General features: G+C 44.1%; 13 protein-coding genes and 6 pseudogenes. 15 read left to right on the forward strand and 4 right to left on the reverse strand.

Annotated elements, in window-relative coordinates:
- Nucleotides 1-167 precede the first annotated feature (167 nt).
- The 7 genes and pseudogenes from prfA to PKHYL_RS08000 all read left to right on the forward strand — a co-directional run bounded on the left by prfA (nucleotide 168) and on the right by PKHYL_RS08000 (nucleotide 6,752).
- Nucleotides 168-1,259 (forward strand): peptide chain release factor 1, encoded by a 1,092-nt coding sequence (prfA, locus tag PKHYL_RS07970; protein WP_058024705.1) that lies wholly within the window; start codon nucleotides 168-170, stop codon nucleotides 1,257-1,259.
- Between the two features lie 104 nt (nucleotides 1,260-1,363).
- Nucleotides 1,364-1,672: a type II toxin-antitoxin system HigB family toxin gene (locus PKHYL_RS07975; protein WP_071001598.1), complete on the forward strand. Its 309-nt coding sequence runs from the start codon at nucleotides 1,364-1,366 to the stop codon at nucleotides 1,670-1,672.
- On the forward strand, nucleotides 1,662-1,865 hold the full coding sequence (locus PKHYL_RS07980) for a hypothetical protein (RefSeq protein WP_240366417.1): 204 nt from the start codon (nucleotides 1,662-1,664) through the stop codon (nucleotides 1,863-1,865). The genes PKHYL_RS07975 and PKHYL_RS07980 overlap by 11 nt, the downstream gene beginning before the upstream one ends.
- A gap of 229 nt (nucleotides 1,866-2,094) precedes the next feature.
- Nucleotides 2,095-3,654, forward strand: coding sequence for a lysine--tRNA ligase (gene lysS / locus PKHYL_RS07985; protein WP_240366418.1), 1,560 nt, complete (start codon nucleotides 2,095-2,097; stop codon nucleotides 3,652-3,654).
- Nucleotides 3,655-3,777: 123 nt separating this feature from the next.
- A pseudogene (dnaX, locus tag PKHYL_RS07990) lies at nucleotides 3,778-5,004 on the forward strand (DNA polymerase III subunit gamma/tau); the annotation flags it as partial.
- Nucleotides 5,005-5,284: 280 nt separating this feature from the next.
- Nucleotides 5,285-5,620 (forward strand): hypothetical protein, encoded by a 336-nt coding sequence (locus PKHYL_RS07995; RefSeq protein WP_093070999.1) that lies wholly within the window; start codon nucleotides 5,285-5,287, stop codon nucleotides 5,618-5,620.
- Nucleotides 5,621-5,853: 233 nt separating this feature from the next.
- Nucleotides 5,854-6,752 (forward strand): annotated as a pseudogene (locus tag PKHYL_RS08000) (LysR family transcriptional regulator).
- 108 nt (nucleotides 6,753-6,860) lie between these two features.
- Here the strand turns inward: PKHYL_RS08000 and PKHYL_RS08005 are convergent.
- Nucleotides 6,861-8,042 carry an aspartate aminotransferase family protein gene (locus tag PKHYL_RS08005; protein WP_093071001.1) on the reverse strand — a complete coding sequence of 394 codons (1,182 nt, stop codon included), beginning with the start codon at nucleotides 8,040-8,042 and terminating at the stop codon, nucleotides 6,861-6,863.
- A gap of 41 nt (nucleotides 8,043-8,083) precedes the next feature.
- On the reverse strand, nucleotides 8,084-8,275 hold the full coding sequence (locus PKHYL_RS08010) for a DNA gyrase inhibitor YacG (protein ID WP_240366420.1): 192 nt from the start codon (nucleotides 8,273-8,275) through the stop codon (nucleotides 8,084-8,086).
- Between the two features lie 182 nt (nucleotides 8,276-8,457).
- On the opposite strand from PKHYL_RS08010, the pseudogene PKHYL_RS08015 reads away from it, so the two are divergent.
- Nucleotides 8,458-9,113: pseudogene (locus PKHYL_RS08015) on the forward strand (SAM-dependent methyltransferase).
- 86 nt (nucleotides 9,114-9,199) lie between these two features.
- Here the strand turns inward: PKHYL_RS08015 and PKHYL_RS08020 are convergent.
- Nucleotides 9,200-10,591, reverse strand: a pseudogene (locus PKHYL_RS08020) (ABC1 kinase family protein).
- A 388-nt stretch (nucleotides 10,592-10,979) separates the two neighbouring features.
- A pseudogene (gene purD / locus PKHYL_RS08025) lies at nucleotides 10,980-12,291 on the reverse strand (phosphoribosylamine--glycine ligase).
- A 139-nt stretch (nucleotides 12,292-12,430) separates the two neighbouring features.
- Here purD and PKHYL_RS08030 point away from each other — a divergent pair.
- From PKHYL_RS08030 to PKHYL_RS17445, 7 genes and pseudogenes are all read left to right on the forward strand, one after another.
- Nucleotides 12,431-12,628 carry a hypothetical protein gene (locus tag PKHYL_RS08030; protein WP_240366421.1) on the forward strand — a complete coding sequence of 66 codons (198 nt, stop codon included), beginning with the start codon at nucleotides 12,431-12,433 and terminating at the stop codon, nucleotides 12,626-12,628.
- Between the two features lie 228 nt (nucleotides 12,629-12,856).
- Complete coding sequence (locus PKHYL_RS17435) at nucleotides 12,857-14,191, forward strand: hypothetical protein (protein ID WP_332835951.1); 1,335 nt, start codon at nucleotides 12,857-12,859, stop codon at nucleotides 14,189-14,191.
- Nucleotides 14,128-14,409, forward strand: a complete 282-nt coding sequence (locus tag PKHYL_RS18105; protein WP_332835952.1) for a hypothetical protein — start codon at nucleotides 14,128-14,130, stop codon at nucleotides 14,407-14,409. The genes PKHYL_RS17435 and PKHYL_RS18105 overlap by 64 nt, the downstream gene beginning before the upstream one ends.
- The gene (locus PKHYL_RS18110; RefSeq protein WP_332835953.1) at nucleotides 14,367-14,711 is read left to right on the forward strand and encodes a hypothetical protein; all 345 of its coding nucleotides are present in this window, start codon (nucleotides 14,367-14,369) and stop codon (nucleotides 14,709-14,711) included. The genes PKHYL_RS18105 and PKHYL_RS18110 overlap by 43 nt, the downstream gene beginning before the upstream one ends.
- A 26-nt stretch (nucleotides 14,712-14,737) precedes the next feature.
- Nucleotides 14,738-16,470: pseudogene (locus tag PKHYL_RS17440) on the forward strand (NAD-glutamate dehydrogenase domain-containing protein); the annotation flags it as partial.
- A gap of 243 nt (nucleotides 16,471-16,713) precedes the next feature.
- On the forward strand, nucleotides 16,714-16,827 hold the full coding sequence (locus PKHYL_RS18115; protein ID WP_332835967.1) for a hypothetical protein: 114 nt from the start codon (nucleotides 16,714-16,716) through the stop codon (nucleotides 16,825-16,827).
- A complete protein-coding gene (locus tag PKHYL_RS17445; protein ID WP_269778305.1) occupies nucleotides 16,824-17,696 on the forward strand; it encodes an NAD-glutamate dehydrogenase domain-containing protein in 873 nt (290 codons plus the stop codon). The genes PKHYL_RS18115 and PKHYL_RS17445 overlap by 4 nt, the downstream gene beginning before the upstream one ends.
- Nucleotides 17,697-17,721: the final 25 nt, after the last annotated feature.

Raw genomic sequence — 17,721 nt, forward strand, 5'->3', positions numbered from 1 at the left:
ATGGTATCAGAACCAAGTATCTTTATTTAAGAATAAGTAGAGATATTTGAGAGTATAGTGACAAGATTGCTGCGAATATTGAGAAGAATGCTTAGAGGTTTTAATTTACCCCAAAAAATTTGCTATAATCACGAGCTTATTCCTCTTATCCAATTAAAAGTCCTTTTATGAAAGAATCCTTACGCCTGCGTTTAGACCAGATGGTAGACCGTTATGAAGAGGTCACCGCCTTGTTATCAGATCCTAGTGTCATCAGTGATAATAATAAATTTCGCGAATTGTCTGTCGAGCACAGCGACTTGATGGACATCACGACCTTATGGCAGAACTATCTGAATGCAGAAACGGATCAAGCCGATGCAGAAGCGATGCTAGCTGACGCGACAGATCCTGACATGAAAGAGATGATGCTCGATGAGATTGAAACGGCACGTGATACCATTGTAGAGATGGAAGAAGCGCTTAATGTCATGATGCTACCAAAAGATCCTAACGATAAGGTGCCAGCATTCTTGGAGATTCGTGCTGGGACGGGCGGTGATGAAGCAGCGATTTTCTCTGGTGATTTGTTCCGCATGTATCAAAAATACGCGCAAACCCAGGGCTGGACTGTTGAAGTTCTATCCGCGAACGAAGGTGAACACGGCGGTTATAAAGAAATCATTACTCGCGTATCGGGTAATAGCGTCTATGGACGTTTAAAGTTTGAGTCTGGCGCTCACCGTGTACAGCGTGTCCCTGAGACCGAAAGTCAAGGTCGCGTGCATACGTCAGCTTGTACGGTTGCAGTCATGCCAGAAGTTGAAATCGATGATACCGTTGATATCAATCCTGCGGATATTAAGATGGACACCTTTCGCTCAAGTGGCGCGGGTGGTCAGCACGTTAACACCACTGACTCAGCCGTACGTTTGACGCATATTCCCACGGGTACTGTGGTAGAGTGTCAACAAGAGCGTAGCCAGCACAAAAACCGTGCACATGCGATGAAAATGCTGGTCTCTAAAATCCAGCAAGCCAAAGTACAAGCGCAGGTCGATGTAGCGGACTCTATACGCCGTGACTTGGTCGGTAGTGGCGACCGCTCAGAGCGTATTCGCACCTATAATTTCCCGCAAGGGCGCATGACCGATCATCGTATCAACCTGACCTTATACAAGCTTGACTCCATCATGGAAGGTGACTTGGATGAGATTCTTGATGCACTGTTACGTGAGCATCAGGCTGACTTGATGGCCAGCATCGGCGGCGAAATGTAAGCCATAGCGGTGAACTATGCGAGTGAGGTTAAGAAGGGGTATAGCGATTAGCGTTGCCATATTCCCAAATTGGGAATATAATTGGATACTATACACTAAGTCATATGAGAGTTATTGCCAAAAGCAGTTTACGTAAATTCTGGGAACAGCCTAACAATGGTGATGCAAAAGGTCAGCTAGAAGCTTGGCATGATTTTGCACTAAAAGCCAGTTGGCAATCGCCGCAAGATATCAAAAACGATTTTAAGAATGCGAGTATTTGCGCTAATAATAGAGTCGTTTTTAATATTGCAGGCAATAAATACCGATTGGTGGTTGAGATGCAGTATCAGGCTGGTATTGCTTGGGTCAAGTTCATCGGTACTCATAGTGAATACGATAAAATTGATGTGGAGGTTGTCAATGAATATTAAACCAATTCGTAATGATCAAGATCTAGCACATGCATTTGCTCAGCTACAAGCTGTGTTTCAAGCTGATGAGGGTACACCTGAGGCTGACGAGCGTGAAGTGCTAGTAACCTTAATTGAAGCTTACGAAAACAAATATTATCCTATCGAACATGCCGAAGCTGTCGATGCTATTATTTTCAGATGGAAAATCTAAATTTAAGTAGAAAGGATTTGACACCTTATTTGGGATCGGCAAGTAAAGTATCTGAAGTATTAAATCGTAAACGCCGATTGAGTTTGCCAATGATAAGAAAACTACATGAAGGGCTGCACATTCCTTATGAAAGTCTTATTCACTAGGTCTCCTCTATTTGAGATACTATTGTTTTGAGTATCAAATATTAACTAAAGATAGTTTACGGCTATCGTATTATGAGAGTTTTATGTCAACAAATAACCAAGACCAAACCCAAGCGCCAGAAGACACCAATGAACTGATCGCGCAACTTCAAGCCAAGCTAGATGATATCACTGCCTCAGATAAACAGCCGTACCCAAACACCTTTAAACGCACCCATTATGCAAAAGATTTGCAAACGGCTTTTGATGGTGTGTCAAAACAAGAAATTGAAGAAAAAGCGGCGAATGGTGACAAAACACAGGTCAATGTGGCGGGCCGTGTCATGTTAAACCGTGGCTCATTCATCGTTATCCAAGACATGACAGGTCGCATCCAATTATATGTGGCACGTAAAGAGCTTGATGAGGAAACGCGTGCAAGCATCAAATCTTTGGATTTAGGTGATATTGTTGGTGTGTCAGGCTATATTGGTCGCTCAGGTAAAGGCGATTTATATGTGCATATTGAAGAGATTACGCTGTTGACTAAGACCCTACGTCCGATGCCAAATAAGTTCCATGGCCTAGCAGATGTAGAAGCGCGCTATCGCAACCGTCATCTTGATTTGATGACCAATGAGACGACTCGCGATACCTTTATGGTTCGCAGTCAGATCGTCAGCGGCATTCGTCAGTTTATGCTGAATGAGCGTTTTATGGAAGTTGAAACGCCAATGATGCATCCCATTCCAGGTGGCGCGGTGGCTCGTCCATTTGAGACACATCATAATGCTTTGGATATGCCATTATACTTGCGTATCGCGCCTGAGCTTTATCTCAAGCGTTTAGTCGTTGGTGGGTTTGAGCGAGTATTTGAGATTAACCGTAGCTTCCGTAACGAAGGGGTCTCAACCCGACACAACCCTGAATTTACCATGATTGAGTTTTATCAAGCCTATGCTGATTATCATGATTTGATGGACTTGACTGAGCGCATGTTTAATCAGCTAGCGATAGATGTCTTGGGTACGACAGAGATTACCTATCAAGAAGAAGCCATCAGCCTAAAAGCGCCATTTGCTCGTCTATCCATGTCTGACGCCATTGCAAAATATGCCAAAGACTTTGATATGTCACGTATCGACGATCGTGACTATCTGGCACAATACGCCTCAGTGACCCTTAAACAGCAGGTCAAAGAGGTGTTCGGTGTGGGCAAGCTCAAAACCATCATCTTTGAAGAAACGGCTGAGCATCAATTACGTCAACCAACGTTTATTACTGAATATCCAGCTGAAACGTCACCATTGGCACGCCGTAATGATGACAATCCTGAGATTACCGATCGTTTTGAGTTGTTTATTGGTGGTCGCGAGTTGGCGAATGGTTTTAGCGAGCTTAATGATCCAGCGGATCAAGCTGAGCGCTTCCGTGGTCAGGTTGCCGAAAAAGATGCAGGCGATGATGAAGCCATGCACTTTGATGAAGAATATATCGAAGCATTGTCTTACGGTCTGCCGCCAACAGCAGGCGAAGGTATTGGTATTGATCGCCTTGTGATGCTATTTACTGACTCTGCCAGTATCCGTGATGTGATTTTATTCCCACATGCGCCGCAAACACGATTAATGATGAATGAGTCGTTAACCAAAGCCGCTTATTAAGCGCGGCTGAGTCATAATCAAATCAGCAAGAAGCCAGACGAATGCGCTGGCTTTTTGCTATAATGAATACCGAAAAATCGTATTAAAAATAAGAATATTAATTACTTGGCACAATGGATAGCTATGTCGCAGCAATATCAAGTTTTAGCTCGCAAATATCGACCCAAAAACTTTCATGAGTTGATTGGGCAGACGCATGTCTCGCAAGCGCTGATTAATGCGATTGATTATAATCGCTTGCATCATGCGTATCTGTTTACTGGTACCCGAGGTGTGGGTAAGACGACGATTGCGCGTATTTTATCTAAATGCTTGAACTGTGATACGGGTATTACTAGCACGCCGTGCGGTGTTTGTGATAATTGTGTGGCGATTGATCAGGGACGTTTTATTGATCTTATTGAGATTGATGCCGCCTCTCGTACCAAGGTCGAGGACACGCGTGAGCTGCTTGACAATGTGCCTTATGCGCCAAGCCAAGGGCGATATAAGGTGTACCTCATTGATGAGGTGCATATGCTGTCGACCCACAGCTTCAATGCACTCCTCAAAACGTTAGAAGAGCCACCTGAGCATGTAAAGTTTTTGCTAGCGACCACTGATCCACAAAAATTACCGATTACGATTATTTCGCGCTGCTTGCAGTTCGTATTGCGTCCATTACCACAAACATTACTTAGCGAGCATCTAGCAAATATTTTAACCCAAGAGCAGGTTGGGTATACTCAGCCTGCCATTTGGCAACTGGCAAGTGCGGCTAAAGGCTCTGTGCGTGATGCATTGTCACTGACAGACCAGGCCATTGCATTTGGTCAAGGGTCACTTGATGATGCCACTGTCAATGCAATGCTTGGTCTTATTGACTCTGCCGACTTGGTACGATTGATCACAGATATTTATAACCATGACAAAACCGCTGTTGCCGCGCATATTGAGCAAATGCGCGCGCAAATGGTTGATGCAACGAGTATGTTTGATGGGCTTGCTGAGCTACTCCATCAATTGGCATTGACCCAACTGTTGCCTGAGGTCGCTCTCAATGTCAATGAGGCGCAAGCCAAAAACATCTATACACTTGCCCAACATATTAGCCCTGATGTGCTACAGCTATACTATGAAATTGTTGTACAAGCACGTGAAGGCGTCAAGCTTGCTAGTACGCCGATGCAAGCGCTTGAGATGTGCATTTTGCGACTGCTGGCGTTTCGCCCTTTGCCTGTCGATGAAGTGTTGACTGATAACTATGGCAATAATATGGCCTCTATCGCAGCAGCAGAGTCGGTTCCAAATGCTATGACGCATGAAGCCTCAGCCCCATTAGAGGCTTACGATGTTGACTACCATCCACAGCCTCTAGATGAGCCTCAAAGCACTATTGATGATAATGATGTGACACTGTCAGCGGCTACTGGCCCTGAGCCAATTGTTGAGCCTGAACCAATTGTTGAGCCTGAACCAATTGTTGAGCCTGAACCAATTGTTGAGCCTGACGCAAATGATTCTCAGTTAGCAGTACCATCAGATGAAGATCCTCGTACTTTATTACGCTGCGCCCCTCAAGAGCTGACAGGGGGAGTGGAACTCGGAAAAATGGGATTACTGGCTACAGACAGCTCGTGAGGCAGAAGTGTTGGCACAGGACGAGCTGGCACTTGCCCGTCAAGGTACGATGGTAGGTCAATGTAATGGCACAGCCACTTTTTTGACCAGTGTCGATAGTAGACATTTACAAGCGACTTTCCAGCAGTTAGCTGCTAAGCTGCAGCAACAGTTCACAAGTGCAGAGATTGATTTAAAAATTGATAGTAGTATTATGCAAAGCGATAACAAAACACCAGAGCGTCGCCAGCAAAAACGTTTGGAGCAAGCCAAAACGGTTGCTGAGATGAAGTTGCGACATACACCCGTCATGCAATATTTGACTGAGCGCGGTGAAGGAAAAATGGGTAAGGTACAGCTATATTAAGTTTCAAAAAAAGCTGTTATTAACATCATTTAAAAATATAGATATGTTTTAGCAATGGTTTTATATAAAATATCAAGGTGATATTGTGCTATCGCCTTGATATTTTTTTGTTCTTTTGAATAAGCAATTTGCCTTCTTAAAAAATGAAAAATATTTAATAACGATAATATAAATTAAAATTCGTTATAATGGTTAAGTTATATTAAAAACTGAAATGAAGTTTAGGTGAGAATATGTTGGATAATTTACGCGGTATGGCTGTGTTCGCCAGTGTGGTCGGACACGGCTCTTTTAGTGGTTCTGCTCGCGAGCTTGGTATTACTACTAGTGCAGTCAGTCAGCAAATTCGTTCACTAGAGAATGAGCTTGGCGTTGTGCTATTGCATCGCTCGACTCGTAAGCTCAGCTTAACGGAAGCTGGTGAGAGCTTTTATGAGTCGGCAAAGATGTGGTCAGCGCGGCTGAGCAAGGTCGAATCAAAGTTAATCAATTGCGTGATGAGCTAGCAGGTAGTCTACGGGTGTCGACGACGCCTGAGCTTGGCGTAAATCATATATTGCCAGCGCTTTCTACATGGATGGCTGCGCATGATGATCTGAGTGTCACTTATCTCGCAGACAATCATTATATCGATATGATTGATGAACGTATCGACATCGCGATTCGCATGAGTCCATCGATTAATGACTCGAGTCTAAGTAGCTATCCGCTCACCGATGTGCGCCAGTTACTCGTGGCTTCACCCCAATATCTGCGTCAGCATCCTAAGATTAATACACCAAAAGATTTGGCTGATCATCAATTAATTTGTATTGAAATCATGAAAGATGCCAATCAGATTGATATGATTCAGACAGAGACCAACAAAAAAACGCGTGTAAAAATGAACTCACGTATCTACACCAACAATGTCTTCATGGCGACAACCTTAGCTAAAGAAGGTCATGGCTTGGTGAGAATGATGGAAATGGACATCAAAAAAGAGCTTGAGAGTGGAGAGTTGGTAGAGGTATTGACTGGTTATCAGTTGCCGAGCTTTGTACTATATGCCGTTACCTTAAACCGCGACCAACAACCAGCTAAAATCACTCGTTGCCTAGAAGTACTGAAGAAATATTTTCATGCAAACTAAGTGTTATGCAGACTAAATATTGGTTGTTTCAATAATCGGTCAGCAAAAAGCCTATGGATAGAGTTGTCCATAGGCTTTTTTATTACATGCTACATATTCAAGCAAGCTTTAGAATGTTGGCTTTAATAAGTTGATCAATCGTTCAGCGACTTGTGTGCTTTCATCACGGCTCATATTGAGCGGTGGTAGCAAACGTACCACATGGCCACCTGTCACATTGATGATAAGTTTTTGCTCGTCACGGGCACGATCTACCAATTGGCTACAATCCATGTCTTCAGGTAGCGCAATACCAATCATCATACCGGCACCGCGGCTACTTACGCCGTGTTGTCCTAGTGCATTGACGAGACTTTCTCGGATAAACAATCCTTCCGTCACCGCATTCTCCATGATGTCGCTATTTGCAAGTACATCGTACACGCTATGTACCACGCGACTGGCTAATGGCGTACCACCGTAAGTAGAGCCATGACTCCCTGCACCAAATAATCCATTGGCACGCCCACGTACCATACAAGCGCCGACTGGAAATCCATTTCCCAAGCCTTTGGCAGTCGTCAATACATCAGGGCGCGCATTGCTATGCTGATAGGCAAAATATTTACCAGTACGACCATTGCCGGTTTGCACCTCATCAAGCATGAATAACCAGTTATAAGCATCACACTCTGCTTGTAGCTCTTCTAAATAGGTAAAGCCATTGGCCGCAGTATTAAGACCACCTTCACCTTGGATCGGCTCTACAAAAATGGCGCAGATGTCCTCATGGTCTAACGCCGCTTGCTTTATCGCGGCAATGTCACCAAATGGCACACGGATAAAGTCGTCATCTAGAGTATAAAACCCTTCGCGGGCTTTTGGGTTAGCAGTGGCCGATAGTGATAGTAATGTACGGCCGTGGAATGACTGCTCCATCACGATGACTTTTGGGCGTGCAAAGCCTTGTTGCGACGCATACAGGCGTGCAAGCTTTAGTGCCGCTTCATTTGCTTCAGCGCCACTATTGGCAAAAAACACACTATCCATTTGAGCTGACGTACATAGTTTCTCTCCTGCGCGCTCTTGCCAGTCGATACCGAACAGATTGCTGGTATGAACCAAGGTCGCTGCCTGCTGTTGAATAGCGTCGGTCACTTGTGGATGGCAATGTCCTAATCCACATACCGCGATACCAGTTAAGGCATCTAAGTATGGCGTATCGTCTTTTGTATAGAGCCAACTGCCTGCACCGCGGGTAAAGCTGATCGGTTGACGATTATAAGTGGGCATTAGGTAAGTAGCAGACATGTAAAACATCCTTGGTATAATAAATTGAGTAAAGAGGTAGGTTATAGCTCGTCAGAAAAAGGTGTGGTTTCTGCAGGTAACGTGTATTTTTCATTTGCCCAAGCACCTAAGTCGATCAGCTTACAGCGACCACTACAAAATGGCTTATATTTGTTGTCTTGCCAAGCAGTTTGAGTGCCACAACGTGGGCAAGGGTAGGTTTTGGGTGCAGTGTTGGTATTAGAGTCAGTCATAATAAAGGTGGGAGTATCCTTGATGTTATTAGTATCATTTGCGCACGATAGTTATTTATTATCATATAAATTGTGATGAATTGAGGAGTACTAGTTGTCGTTATATTACTATTCAATTAGATTGGCTATATAATAGCATGGGGCAGAATAATGACAAAAGACAAATGCTTTAAGGATAGTAGATGATAGACAATATCGAGTTCACACATCAGCAAGCGCGTGCCTTTCAACCACAACGACTCTCCGCACCGCGCGACTTTATGATTCCAAAAATCATCAGTGATAATAAAGACGAAAAGCCGTTAATCTTGGAGATTGGAGCAGGGAAGGGCAAGCATGCACTTAGCTTTGCCCTGCAAAATCCTGATAAGCATTTGATCGCCATTGAGCGCACACGCAATAAGTTTGATGCTTTCTCAAAGCTGGCTACACTGCAAGACCTATCGAACCTAGATGCGATCCATGCAGATGCGATTGCTTGGACGGTGCATGCGCTAAAACCCAATAGTGTGGCTAAAATATTTATTCTTTATCCCAATCCTGAACAGCATAATCCCAATCAGCAATGGCTAAATATGCCCTTTTTGAGTTTCTACTATCTCGCTTGCAAGTAGGGGGAGAGATAATACTGGCCACCAATATTCAATCTTATATGGACAATGCAGAGCATCAAGCAGCTAAGCTTTGGTGCCTACCAAATAATCGCTACCGAGTGCCTGTCGACAGCCAGCGTACGCATTTTGAAGTGAAGTACCTAGCGCGGCAGGAGGTATGCTGGGAGTTAAGCATCCGTAAGCCAAAATGGTATAAAACCCGGTTTGATAATTGGCAAGCTTAATAATAGGCGAAAAATAGCCTAAGCAGAAAAATATAAATCAGAAAAGCCGTCACTAAAGGACGGCCAAAATTTCGCACTACTAAAAACTATAAATAAGGTTTGACCAAGGTATTAGGGTTGGTATGTGCGTCAAGCACTGTTAAAAAAGTATATGCACCAATAAATTTGCGGCTAATAAACATAAATTCTTTTGGAGGAAGGTTAAATTCAAAAGATTGCATCGCACGAGTAGCTTTAGTGGATAAGCGTGAATGCAATTTGCTATTGGCCCAAATATAGCGATTTTGCTCATCCAAACAATCTGTAGGGATGTCATCGTTTTTCTCAGGATCACTGAATGGCTCGGTAGCCAATAGGAACAATGAGGCAATATCAGAGCGTACTTTATCACTCATACTATCGAAGAAATCATAACCCGTCATCGCTAGAGTCATTGCCTGATGGTTGTGGTGATATCCTGCCCTCAATAGTCCACGGGCAATCGTAAGCAAATTACTATCAAATTGACGAATTGCACCAAAATCTAGCAAAACAAGTTTATCAATATCGTCTGTACTTTCACTAACTCGAACTAAATAGTTACCAAAATTAGGATCCGTCTGCATTTCACCCCAGACAAAAATCTCTTGCATCATAATTTCGATGGCAGCTTGACCAATTGCACTGCGGCGCTCGTGAGGCAATAGCTGTAGTGCTTCAGACACGACAGTGATACCTGGCTCATATGACATACATAGCAGACGTTTTTTTGAATAATTACGATTAATTTTAGGCACGATATAACGTGGATCATTGCTTAAACGATCGTAGAAACGCTCTGTTGTTGCTGCTTCTGCTTCATAATCGACTTCATGGTGGAGTAGGTCCCGTATTTCCTCAAACCAAGCATCGAGAGCGCGCGTTTGGGGGACGATGTTACTTACCTTTAGTAGTCGCTTAAATAGGGCAAGATCAGAGTTGATGGCATCGGCCACCCCGGATACTGAATTTTCAACACGACTTGTTCACCAGTTGCTAATACTGTCGCCCGATGGACTTGGGCAGAGAAGCCGTTCCAATAGGAACAGGGTCAACATCGAGCTCATTTAGTTTTTCACCCAATAGCTGGCGCAATGTTTGCTCAATTGTCGGCCAGGTAAGCGTCGCCGTATCATCATTGAGCGTTTGCAAGGCACGCGTAATCTCTGGTGGCAATATATGTTCACCATAGATGGCTAGCATTTGACCAATTTTGACAACTGAACCTTTCAATTTACCAAGCTCTGATGCCAGATAACTCGCTTGAGCTTCCATAAATGCTTGGTTACGTGCGGTCCGTGCTTCTTTATTCAAAACATGCCAGACACACTATTACCCGCCCAACGACGACCAATATTTAAGGAGGTTTTAGCAATCGACATGCGGCGATCAAACCCTGAGGTTTTTAGACTATCGATTGATTGCTTATTGTTAGAAGGTTTAGACGTATCATTTGCCATAAATATAATCATTCATCCAGTTGGTATTGATTTGCGGGTTCGAGACCTACAATACAAGGGAGATGTGATGCACGGGTATAAAATTGTATCATATAAAGTGCATGGGTTTTATGAGCGCACACAGGCTGTTGATAGTTACTTTGTAAGTCAAAATAATTGCGTGATATTTTACCGATTTAATGTTGAGAGTTGTGCTCATGTCTGGTCTATCATTAAGCCGCCATCTCATTTTTATGAGCATTTCATCAAAAATAGACCTAAAAATGACTGTCAAAAATAAGACCTAGCATGCATGATGCTAGGTCAAATAATGTATAGCGTATCAGTCATATTTGCTTAATCAGACATATGGAGTGAAAACTCACGTTATCTGACAAGGATTAACTCATCAAGCATTTTCACGAGCAATGGCATGATGCCCGATATCACGGCGATATTGCGCACCATCAAAGCTAATCGCAGCAGTGACTGCTAGTGCTGCTTGCTGAGCTTCAGAAATATTATTTGCTAAAGCAGTCACGCACAATACACGACCACCGTTAGTCACAACTTCGTTCTCATTGTCATTCGAGAATGCCGTACCAGCATGAAATACTTTAACAGCATTATCGTTCGTAGTGTCCAGCTCTGGCAAGCCAGCAATCACATCGCCTTTCGATGATGTTTCAGGATAGCCTTTCGATGCAACTACGATACCTAGAGCAGGGCGGTTGTCCCATTTGGCTTCGCTAGGCAGTTGACCTGCCAACCCTTGTGCAACCAAGTCTACCATTGATGACTGCAGGCGCATCAAAATAGGCTGCGTCTCTGGATCACCAAAGCGGCAATTGAATTCAATGACATAAGGATCGCCTGCTTTATCAATCATAAGACCAGCATATAAAAATCCAGTATAAGGGTGTCCTGCGTCTTTCATCGCATCGACGACTGGCTGAATGACTTGTGACATCACTTTGTCATGAACGTCTTTGGTCACGACTGGCGCAGGTGAATAAGCACCCATACCGCCAGTGTTGGGACCCGTATCCCCCTTCAAAAGCACGTTTGTGATCTTGGCTGGTCGCCATTGGCAAGATATTGTCACCATCAATCATGCAAATAAAGCTGGCTTCTTCACCTTGCAAGAACTGCTCGATGACCACACGACTACCAGCATCACCGAATTTGTTGTCCGCTAGCATATCGTCAATCGCTTCATGCGCTTGCTCAATAGTCTCAGCAACAATGACGCCTTTACCAGCAGCAAGCCCGTCAGCTTTGATAACAATAGGCGCGCCTTGCTCATCAACGTAAGCTTTGGCAGCAGTAGCGTCTGTAAATCCTTGATAAGCAGCCGTTGGAATATTGTTTTGTTCCATGAATTCTTTAGCAAAGGTTTTCGAACCTTCTAATTGAGCGCAGTAGGCTGTTGGACCCCATGCTTTGATACCAGCATCACGGCACGCATCAACGATACCAGTGACCAAAGGTGCTTCTGGTCCGACGATGACCATGTCAATATCATTGTTTTGGCAAAATTCGATAACAGCGCTGTGCTCACTGGCATCAGTAGACGTTAAGACAACGTTTTGGCATTTAGGTTCAAGGGCCGTGCCAGCATTACCAGGAGCGATATAGACATTTTCGACATTGTCATCTTTTGCACACTGCCATGCCAGCGCGTGTTCACGACCACCTGAACCAATCACCAAAATATTCATCATACCTCTTGCCCTTAGCATTAAAGTTAATAATGAGCTATTCGTACGCTCGTAGATATATCGGCATATTCTAACAAAAAAACAGTATTGATTACTATGAGTATCCACTTGCCAGCACCTAATCTCGAATGCTAATGCTATGGCATTGAACATCATTGTCTCATTAGCAAAGGTTATCGACATGTCGTTGATTCATGAAATGATGTTGTACGCTTTAGCTCGCGCCGCAGGTGCGTTAAACTTCACTATATTGATGGCATTAAATCCTGATGGCTACATATTCATAAAAATAAGAGTAAAAAGGAGAAAGTCTTTAGACGTCATAATAAAAGAATAAGTCGCGTGACTGGATATATTGCCATTGCATCACAAGTTATAGTCGAACCACTATTAAAGTGTTACAGCGTTAGACTCGTTTAGCCTACTACCGTAGTACTTGCACTCGTCTGCCTTATACCACTTTTAATATTGATTGACTATATAAAGCCCTATATGCAATGACGGTAATTAACACAGATTGATAAACATAAATAGATAAACCAAACCTATAAAAGGACGAAGGACAATGCCAAACTCCCTCAGTATCGCAAAAGAGCGCATTAGCCAGATAAGCGATATTGCTACCAGTTATGTACAAAAAGACAAATCGCTATTTGATCATTTTATCCATAGCTACTATGAGCCGCTGCATCAAGAAACTGCAGAGGCGATCAGTAATGCTGATTTGGCGGGCATGGCGCTACATCACTTTACATTGCTCAAAGCCTATGATTGCAGCAAACCACAACTGGCAGTATTGAATCCCTTAGCAGAAGAGCAGCACTTTCATAGCTCGCACACGGTCATTCAGATCGTGGCATATGATAGACCATTTTTAGTCGATACGATCTTGATGAGCCTTGAAGCTGAAGGTATCGATGTGCATCGTACTTACAATATCATCGTAAGTGTTAAACGCGATGAGGACGGCCAGATTACTTATGTTGAAGGCGCACATGAAAGTGCCACTTCTCATATGTCGTTGATTCATTGTGAAATTGCGTATCAAGATAATGAAAACTTGGAAGCATTACAACAAATGCTTATGTCTAAAATTGACACGCTTGATATTGTCGTTGGTGACTGGAAACAAATGCGTGCGCAGTTAAATGACATTAAAGCTGAGCTGTCTAGCAAACCACTGCCAGAAGTGTTCTACTCACAACAAGAAATCCAAGCATTTTTAGATTGGATATTAGATGACCACTTTATCTTCTTAGGTTATCGCGAGTACCGTTTAGAAGGCGGTCACGAAATCGAAGTCGCCGAACCTACTAATTTGGATTTATTTGCCATTGGTAATAGCGGTCTTGGTCTATTGCGCGGTTCAGAAGAAGACAAAATATCAGAAAGCTTCAATCAACTGCCTAAAGGGCTAAAACAATTATTAACTGAGCCGCGCGTGTTGATGCTGTCTAAATCAAGCCGTGTATCTCCGATACATCGCTCGGTATATATGGACTTTTTGGGTATCCATAAGTTCGATGATAATGGTAAATTGATTGGTGAGTATCGCTTTATCGGTTTGCTGACATCACAAGCGTATCAGCTTACCGTACAGCAAATACCGCTACTACGCGAAAAGGCCAACAAGATTATGGCCATGGCAGAATTGCCACGTGGTGGTCATGCTTATCATAAATTGATGCATGTGATTAATACCTTGCCACGTGATGATCTGTTCCAAGCCAGCGTCGAAGAGCTGTACCCAATTGTCTCAGGTATTAGCCAATTACAAGACAAAAGAGCTTACGCTTATTTAGCCGTATCGACCATTACCAACGTTTTGTCTCGTGCTTGGTTTATATTCCACGTGATAAGTTCAACACTGAGCTACGCATCAAAGTACAAAACGTTCTAAAAGATGCTTATAACGGTCTGTCTTCAGGTTTTACCACTGAATTCAATGAATCTGCGCACGCCCGCGTCCATGTCCATGTGCGTACAGTCCCAGGTCAAGTGAATGACGTTAATATCGCGACACTGGAAGCCAAATTGTCAGCACTTATGCAGTCATGGGATGATAATTATCAAAAATGCTACTCGATAATGTGGGTGAGCAACAAGCCAACGCTTTGACTCGTCGCTTTTTAGACTATATTCCTGCAGCTTACCAAGAGCGTTTTGATGCTCGTACCGCAGTCGAAGATACGAAGCGTCTGGCGGGACTGACCGCAGAAAACCCAATGATTTGGCATTTATACCACTCGACAGGCGATGCACGTAACCAACTTCACCTAAAGCTATACGGTCGCGAGCAGCCTGTTATCTTGTCAAAAGTACTACCAATACTTGAAAACTTTGGTGTATCGGTTATCTCAGCACAAACTTATGAGTTTGATTTGCCAGAGCAGCCTATTTGGATGCAGAGTACGAGCTGACGCTAGAGCATGTCGATACGGTCAATATGCAAGTCGTGCGTGGTCAGTTCGAAGATAGTCTCAAGCAAATTTGGGCAGGCCGTGTTGAGAGCGATTCGTTCAATGAGTTGGTACTAACGACCAAGCTCGACACTTACGATGTCGTCGTATTACGTGCGCTGTCTCGCTATATGCTACAAGCTCGTGCGCCATTCTCCAGTGCTTATATTCAGCAAACTGTTGTTAAAAACAGTGATATCAGTGTGGCATTGGGTAGCTTGTTCGATGCGCGCATGAACCCTGAATATAGTGATGAGACGCGCCAAGAAAAAACAACGAAAATTCAAGAGAAAATCACTGCTGCGTTAGTAGATGTCGATAGCCTAGACGAAGATCGTATCTTGCGCTGGTACTTAGATTTGATCAATGCGATGGTACGTACCAACTTCTATCAAGTAGATTGCGACGGTCAACGCAAAGATCGTTTGTCGTTTAAGTTCTTGGCAGCAGACATTCCAAATCTGCCTAAACCAAAGCTCATGTTTGAGATATTTGTGTATTCACCGCGCGTTGAAGCGGTGCATCTACGTGGTGGCAAAGTCGCCCGTGGTGGTCTGCGCTGGTCAGATCGTATGGAAGATTTCCGTACCGAAGTACTTGGCCTTGTCAAAGCACAGATGGTCAAAAACGCAGTAATCGTCCCTGTTGGCTCTAAAGGCGGCTTTATTGTCAAAACCAAAAGCATGGCTGATGGTCGTGAAGCGTTCCAAGCAGAAGGCATTGCCTGTTATCAGACATTCCTACGCGGTATGCTTGATGTGACTGACAATATCGTTGATGGAACGATCGTCCCGCCAGCCAACACTGTACGCTATGATGAAGATGATCCGTACTTGGTTGTCGCAGCGGACAAAGGCACAGCGACTTTCTCTGATATCGCCAATGCACTCGCAGCAGAGTACAACTTCTGGCTGGATGATGCTTTTGCTTCAGGTGGTTCAGTAGGTTATGACCATAAAGCCATGGGTATCACAGCGCGCGGTGGTTGGGAGTCGGTCAAACGTCACTTCCGTATGCGCGGTATGGATATCCAAAACCGTGATGACTTTACCGTGGTCGGTATTGGTGACATGAGTGGGGATGTATTCGGTAATGGTATGCTGCTCTCAACGCATACTAAGCTCGTTGCTGCCTTTAACCACCTGCATATCTTTATTGATCCTAATCCAGACACGGCGGCCTCATACGCGGAACGCGCACGCTTGTTTGAGCTACCGCGCTCATCATGGGCAGATTATGAAGCATCATTGATCAGTCAAGGTGGTGGGATATTCTCGCGCCAAGACAAGACTATCGCTATCAGTCCTGAGATGAAATCGCTCTTTGATATCAGTGCAGACAGCCTTACACCGAACGATTTGATCAGTGCGTTATTACGTGCGCCTGTCGATCTGATTTGGAATGGTGGTATCGGTACGTATGTCAAAAGTGCAAATGAGACGCATGCCGATGTTGGCGATCGTGCCAATGATTCGCTACGTATCGATGGTAATGAGCTACGTGCAGCCGTCGTTGGTGAAGGTGGTAACTTAGGTCTAACCCAGCAAGGTCGTATCGAATACGCTCAAACGGGCGGACGCATATATACAGATGCCATCGATAATTCAGGCGGTGTAAACTGCTCGGATCATGAAGTCAATATCAAAATCTTACTTGGCAAAGTGGTCGAGCAGGCGATATGACGCTGAAGCAGCGTAATGAATTGCTTGAGAGTATGACTGACACCGTAGCAGAATTGGTACTACGTCAGAACTACTTGCAACCACAAGCCATTGAGCTGAGTCATATTCGCGCCGCAGCCAATCTAAGCGATCATCAGCGCTTCATCCAAATGTTAGAGAGTGAAGGGCGCCTGGATCGTGCAATTGAGTATCTACCATCAGACGAAGAGATTACGAAGCGTCAAAAAGCAGATACCGGTCTGACCAATCCTGAGCTCGCCGTCGTCTTGGCTTATGGCAAAATGTGGGTCTATGACAATCTGTTATCATCTGATTTACCAGATGATCCGTACTTCATTAACGAGCTACGTAAGTACTTCCCAGATGAGCTTGCATCACGCTTTTTGATGAGATGACTGAGCACCGCTTGCATCGTGAAATCATCAGCACTTACTTGACCAACAGTGTGGTCAACCGCTTAGGTATTGAGGCGCTATTCCGTCTGTTTGAGGAAACCGATCAATCCCTAGCGACTATCGTGCGTGGTTATGCGATTAGCCGTGATGTATTCAACGTATCGCGCGCTTGGCAAGCATTAGAAGCACTAGATAACCAAGTTGAAGCAACACTACTGCTGAACCTTGAGCTGCGTCTACGTGATGCGCTTGAGCGCGGTGTGGTCTGGTTCATCAACGCCTTCGGTCAAAACTTGCAAGTTGCTGATATGATTAGCCGCTTTAGCGATAGTGTTGAAAAACTGACTAAGCAAAGTGGCTTTATTGAGCAGCAGTTTGCACAGTATCTGCAAGAAGACACCGAGCGTTTGATGCAAAAAGATCTGTCTGACAACGATGCTACCTTATTTGCGATGCTACCGTATCATGTCGATGCGCTTGATGCTGCATTGCTAGCTGAGCAATATGAGCGTCCTGTTGATGAGATTGCAACCCTATACTTTGAAGCCTATCAAGTGTTGCAGTTAGATTGGATGATGGACAATATTGCCAATTTACCGCAGCAAGACTACTGGGATCGCCGTGCACGCCATGCGTTAGTGAACGAGTTGTCACGTAGCTTGCGCCTACCAATGGATGCGGTACTGTCTAAACCAGATGCCAAGCAAGCATTTAGTGAATGGAAAGCAAGACACGTCGATCAGCTTGCAGCAGTCACGACAGAGATGAATAAGTTAGATGAGCTGCATAGCAACAATGAAGAAGATCAAATTGGTCTGTCAACGCTGTCAGTACTAATGAGTGAGCTGAGTGGTTTAGTCACTAAATAATCAGTTACTCATTAAGAAATAAATA

Source organism: Psychrobacter sp. KH172YL61 (genome assembly GCF_007182895.1).
Classification (GTDB): Bacteria; Pseudomonadota; Gammaproteobacteria; order Pseudomonadales; family Moraxellaceae; genus Psychrobacter; species Psychrobacter pacificensis.

Bases quoted from the DNA above. Each gene is read 5' to 3' on its own strand.
- prfA (WP_058024705.1), top strand. From the start codon at position 168: ATGAAAGAATCCTTACGCCTGCGTTTAGACCAGATGGTAGACCGTTAT.
- PKHYL_RS07975 (WP_071001598.1), top strand. From the start codon at position 1,364: ATGAGAGTTATTGCCAAAAGCAGTTTACGTAAATTCTGGGAACAGCCT.
- PKHYL_RS07980 (WP_240366417.1), top strand. From the start codon at position 1,662: ATGAATATTAAACCAATTCGTAATGATCAAGATCTAGCACATGCATTT.
- lysS (WP_240366418.1), top strand. From the start codon at position 2,095: ATGTCAACAAATAACCAAGACCAAACCCAAGCGCCAGAAGACACCAAT.
- PKHYL_RS08005 (WP_093071001.1), bottom strand. From the start codon at position 8,042: ATGTCTGCTACTTACCTAATGCCCACTTATAATCGTCAACCGATCAGC.
- PKHYL_RS08010 (WP_240366420.1), bottom strand. From the start codon at position 8,275: ATGACTGACTCTAATACCAACACTGCACCCAAAACCTACCCTTGCCCA.
- PKHYL_RS08030 (WP_240366421.1), top strand. From the start codon at position 12,431: ATGGCATTGAACATCATTGTCTCATTAGCAAAGGTTATCGACATGTCG.
- PKHYL_RS17435 (WP_332835951.1), top strand. From the start codon at position 12,857: ATGCCAAACTCCCTCAGTATCGCAAAAGAGCGCATTAGCCAGATAAGC.
- PKHYL_RS18110 (WP_332835953.1), top strand. From the start codon at position 14,367: ATGCTACTCGATAATGTGGGTGAGCAACAAGCCAACGCTTTGACTCGT.
- PKHYL_RS18115 (WP_332835967.1), top strand. From the start codon at position 16,714: ATGTGGGTCTATGACAATCTGTTATCATCTGATTTACCAGATGATCCG.
- PKHYL_RS17445 (WP_269778305.1), top strand. From the start codon at position 16,824: ATGACTGAGCACCGCTTGCATCGTGAAATCATCAGCACTTACTTGACC.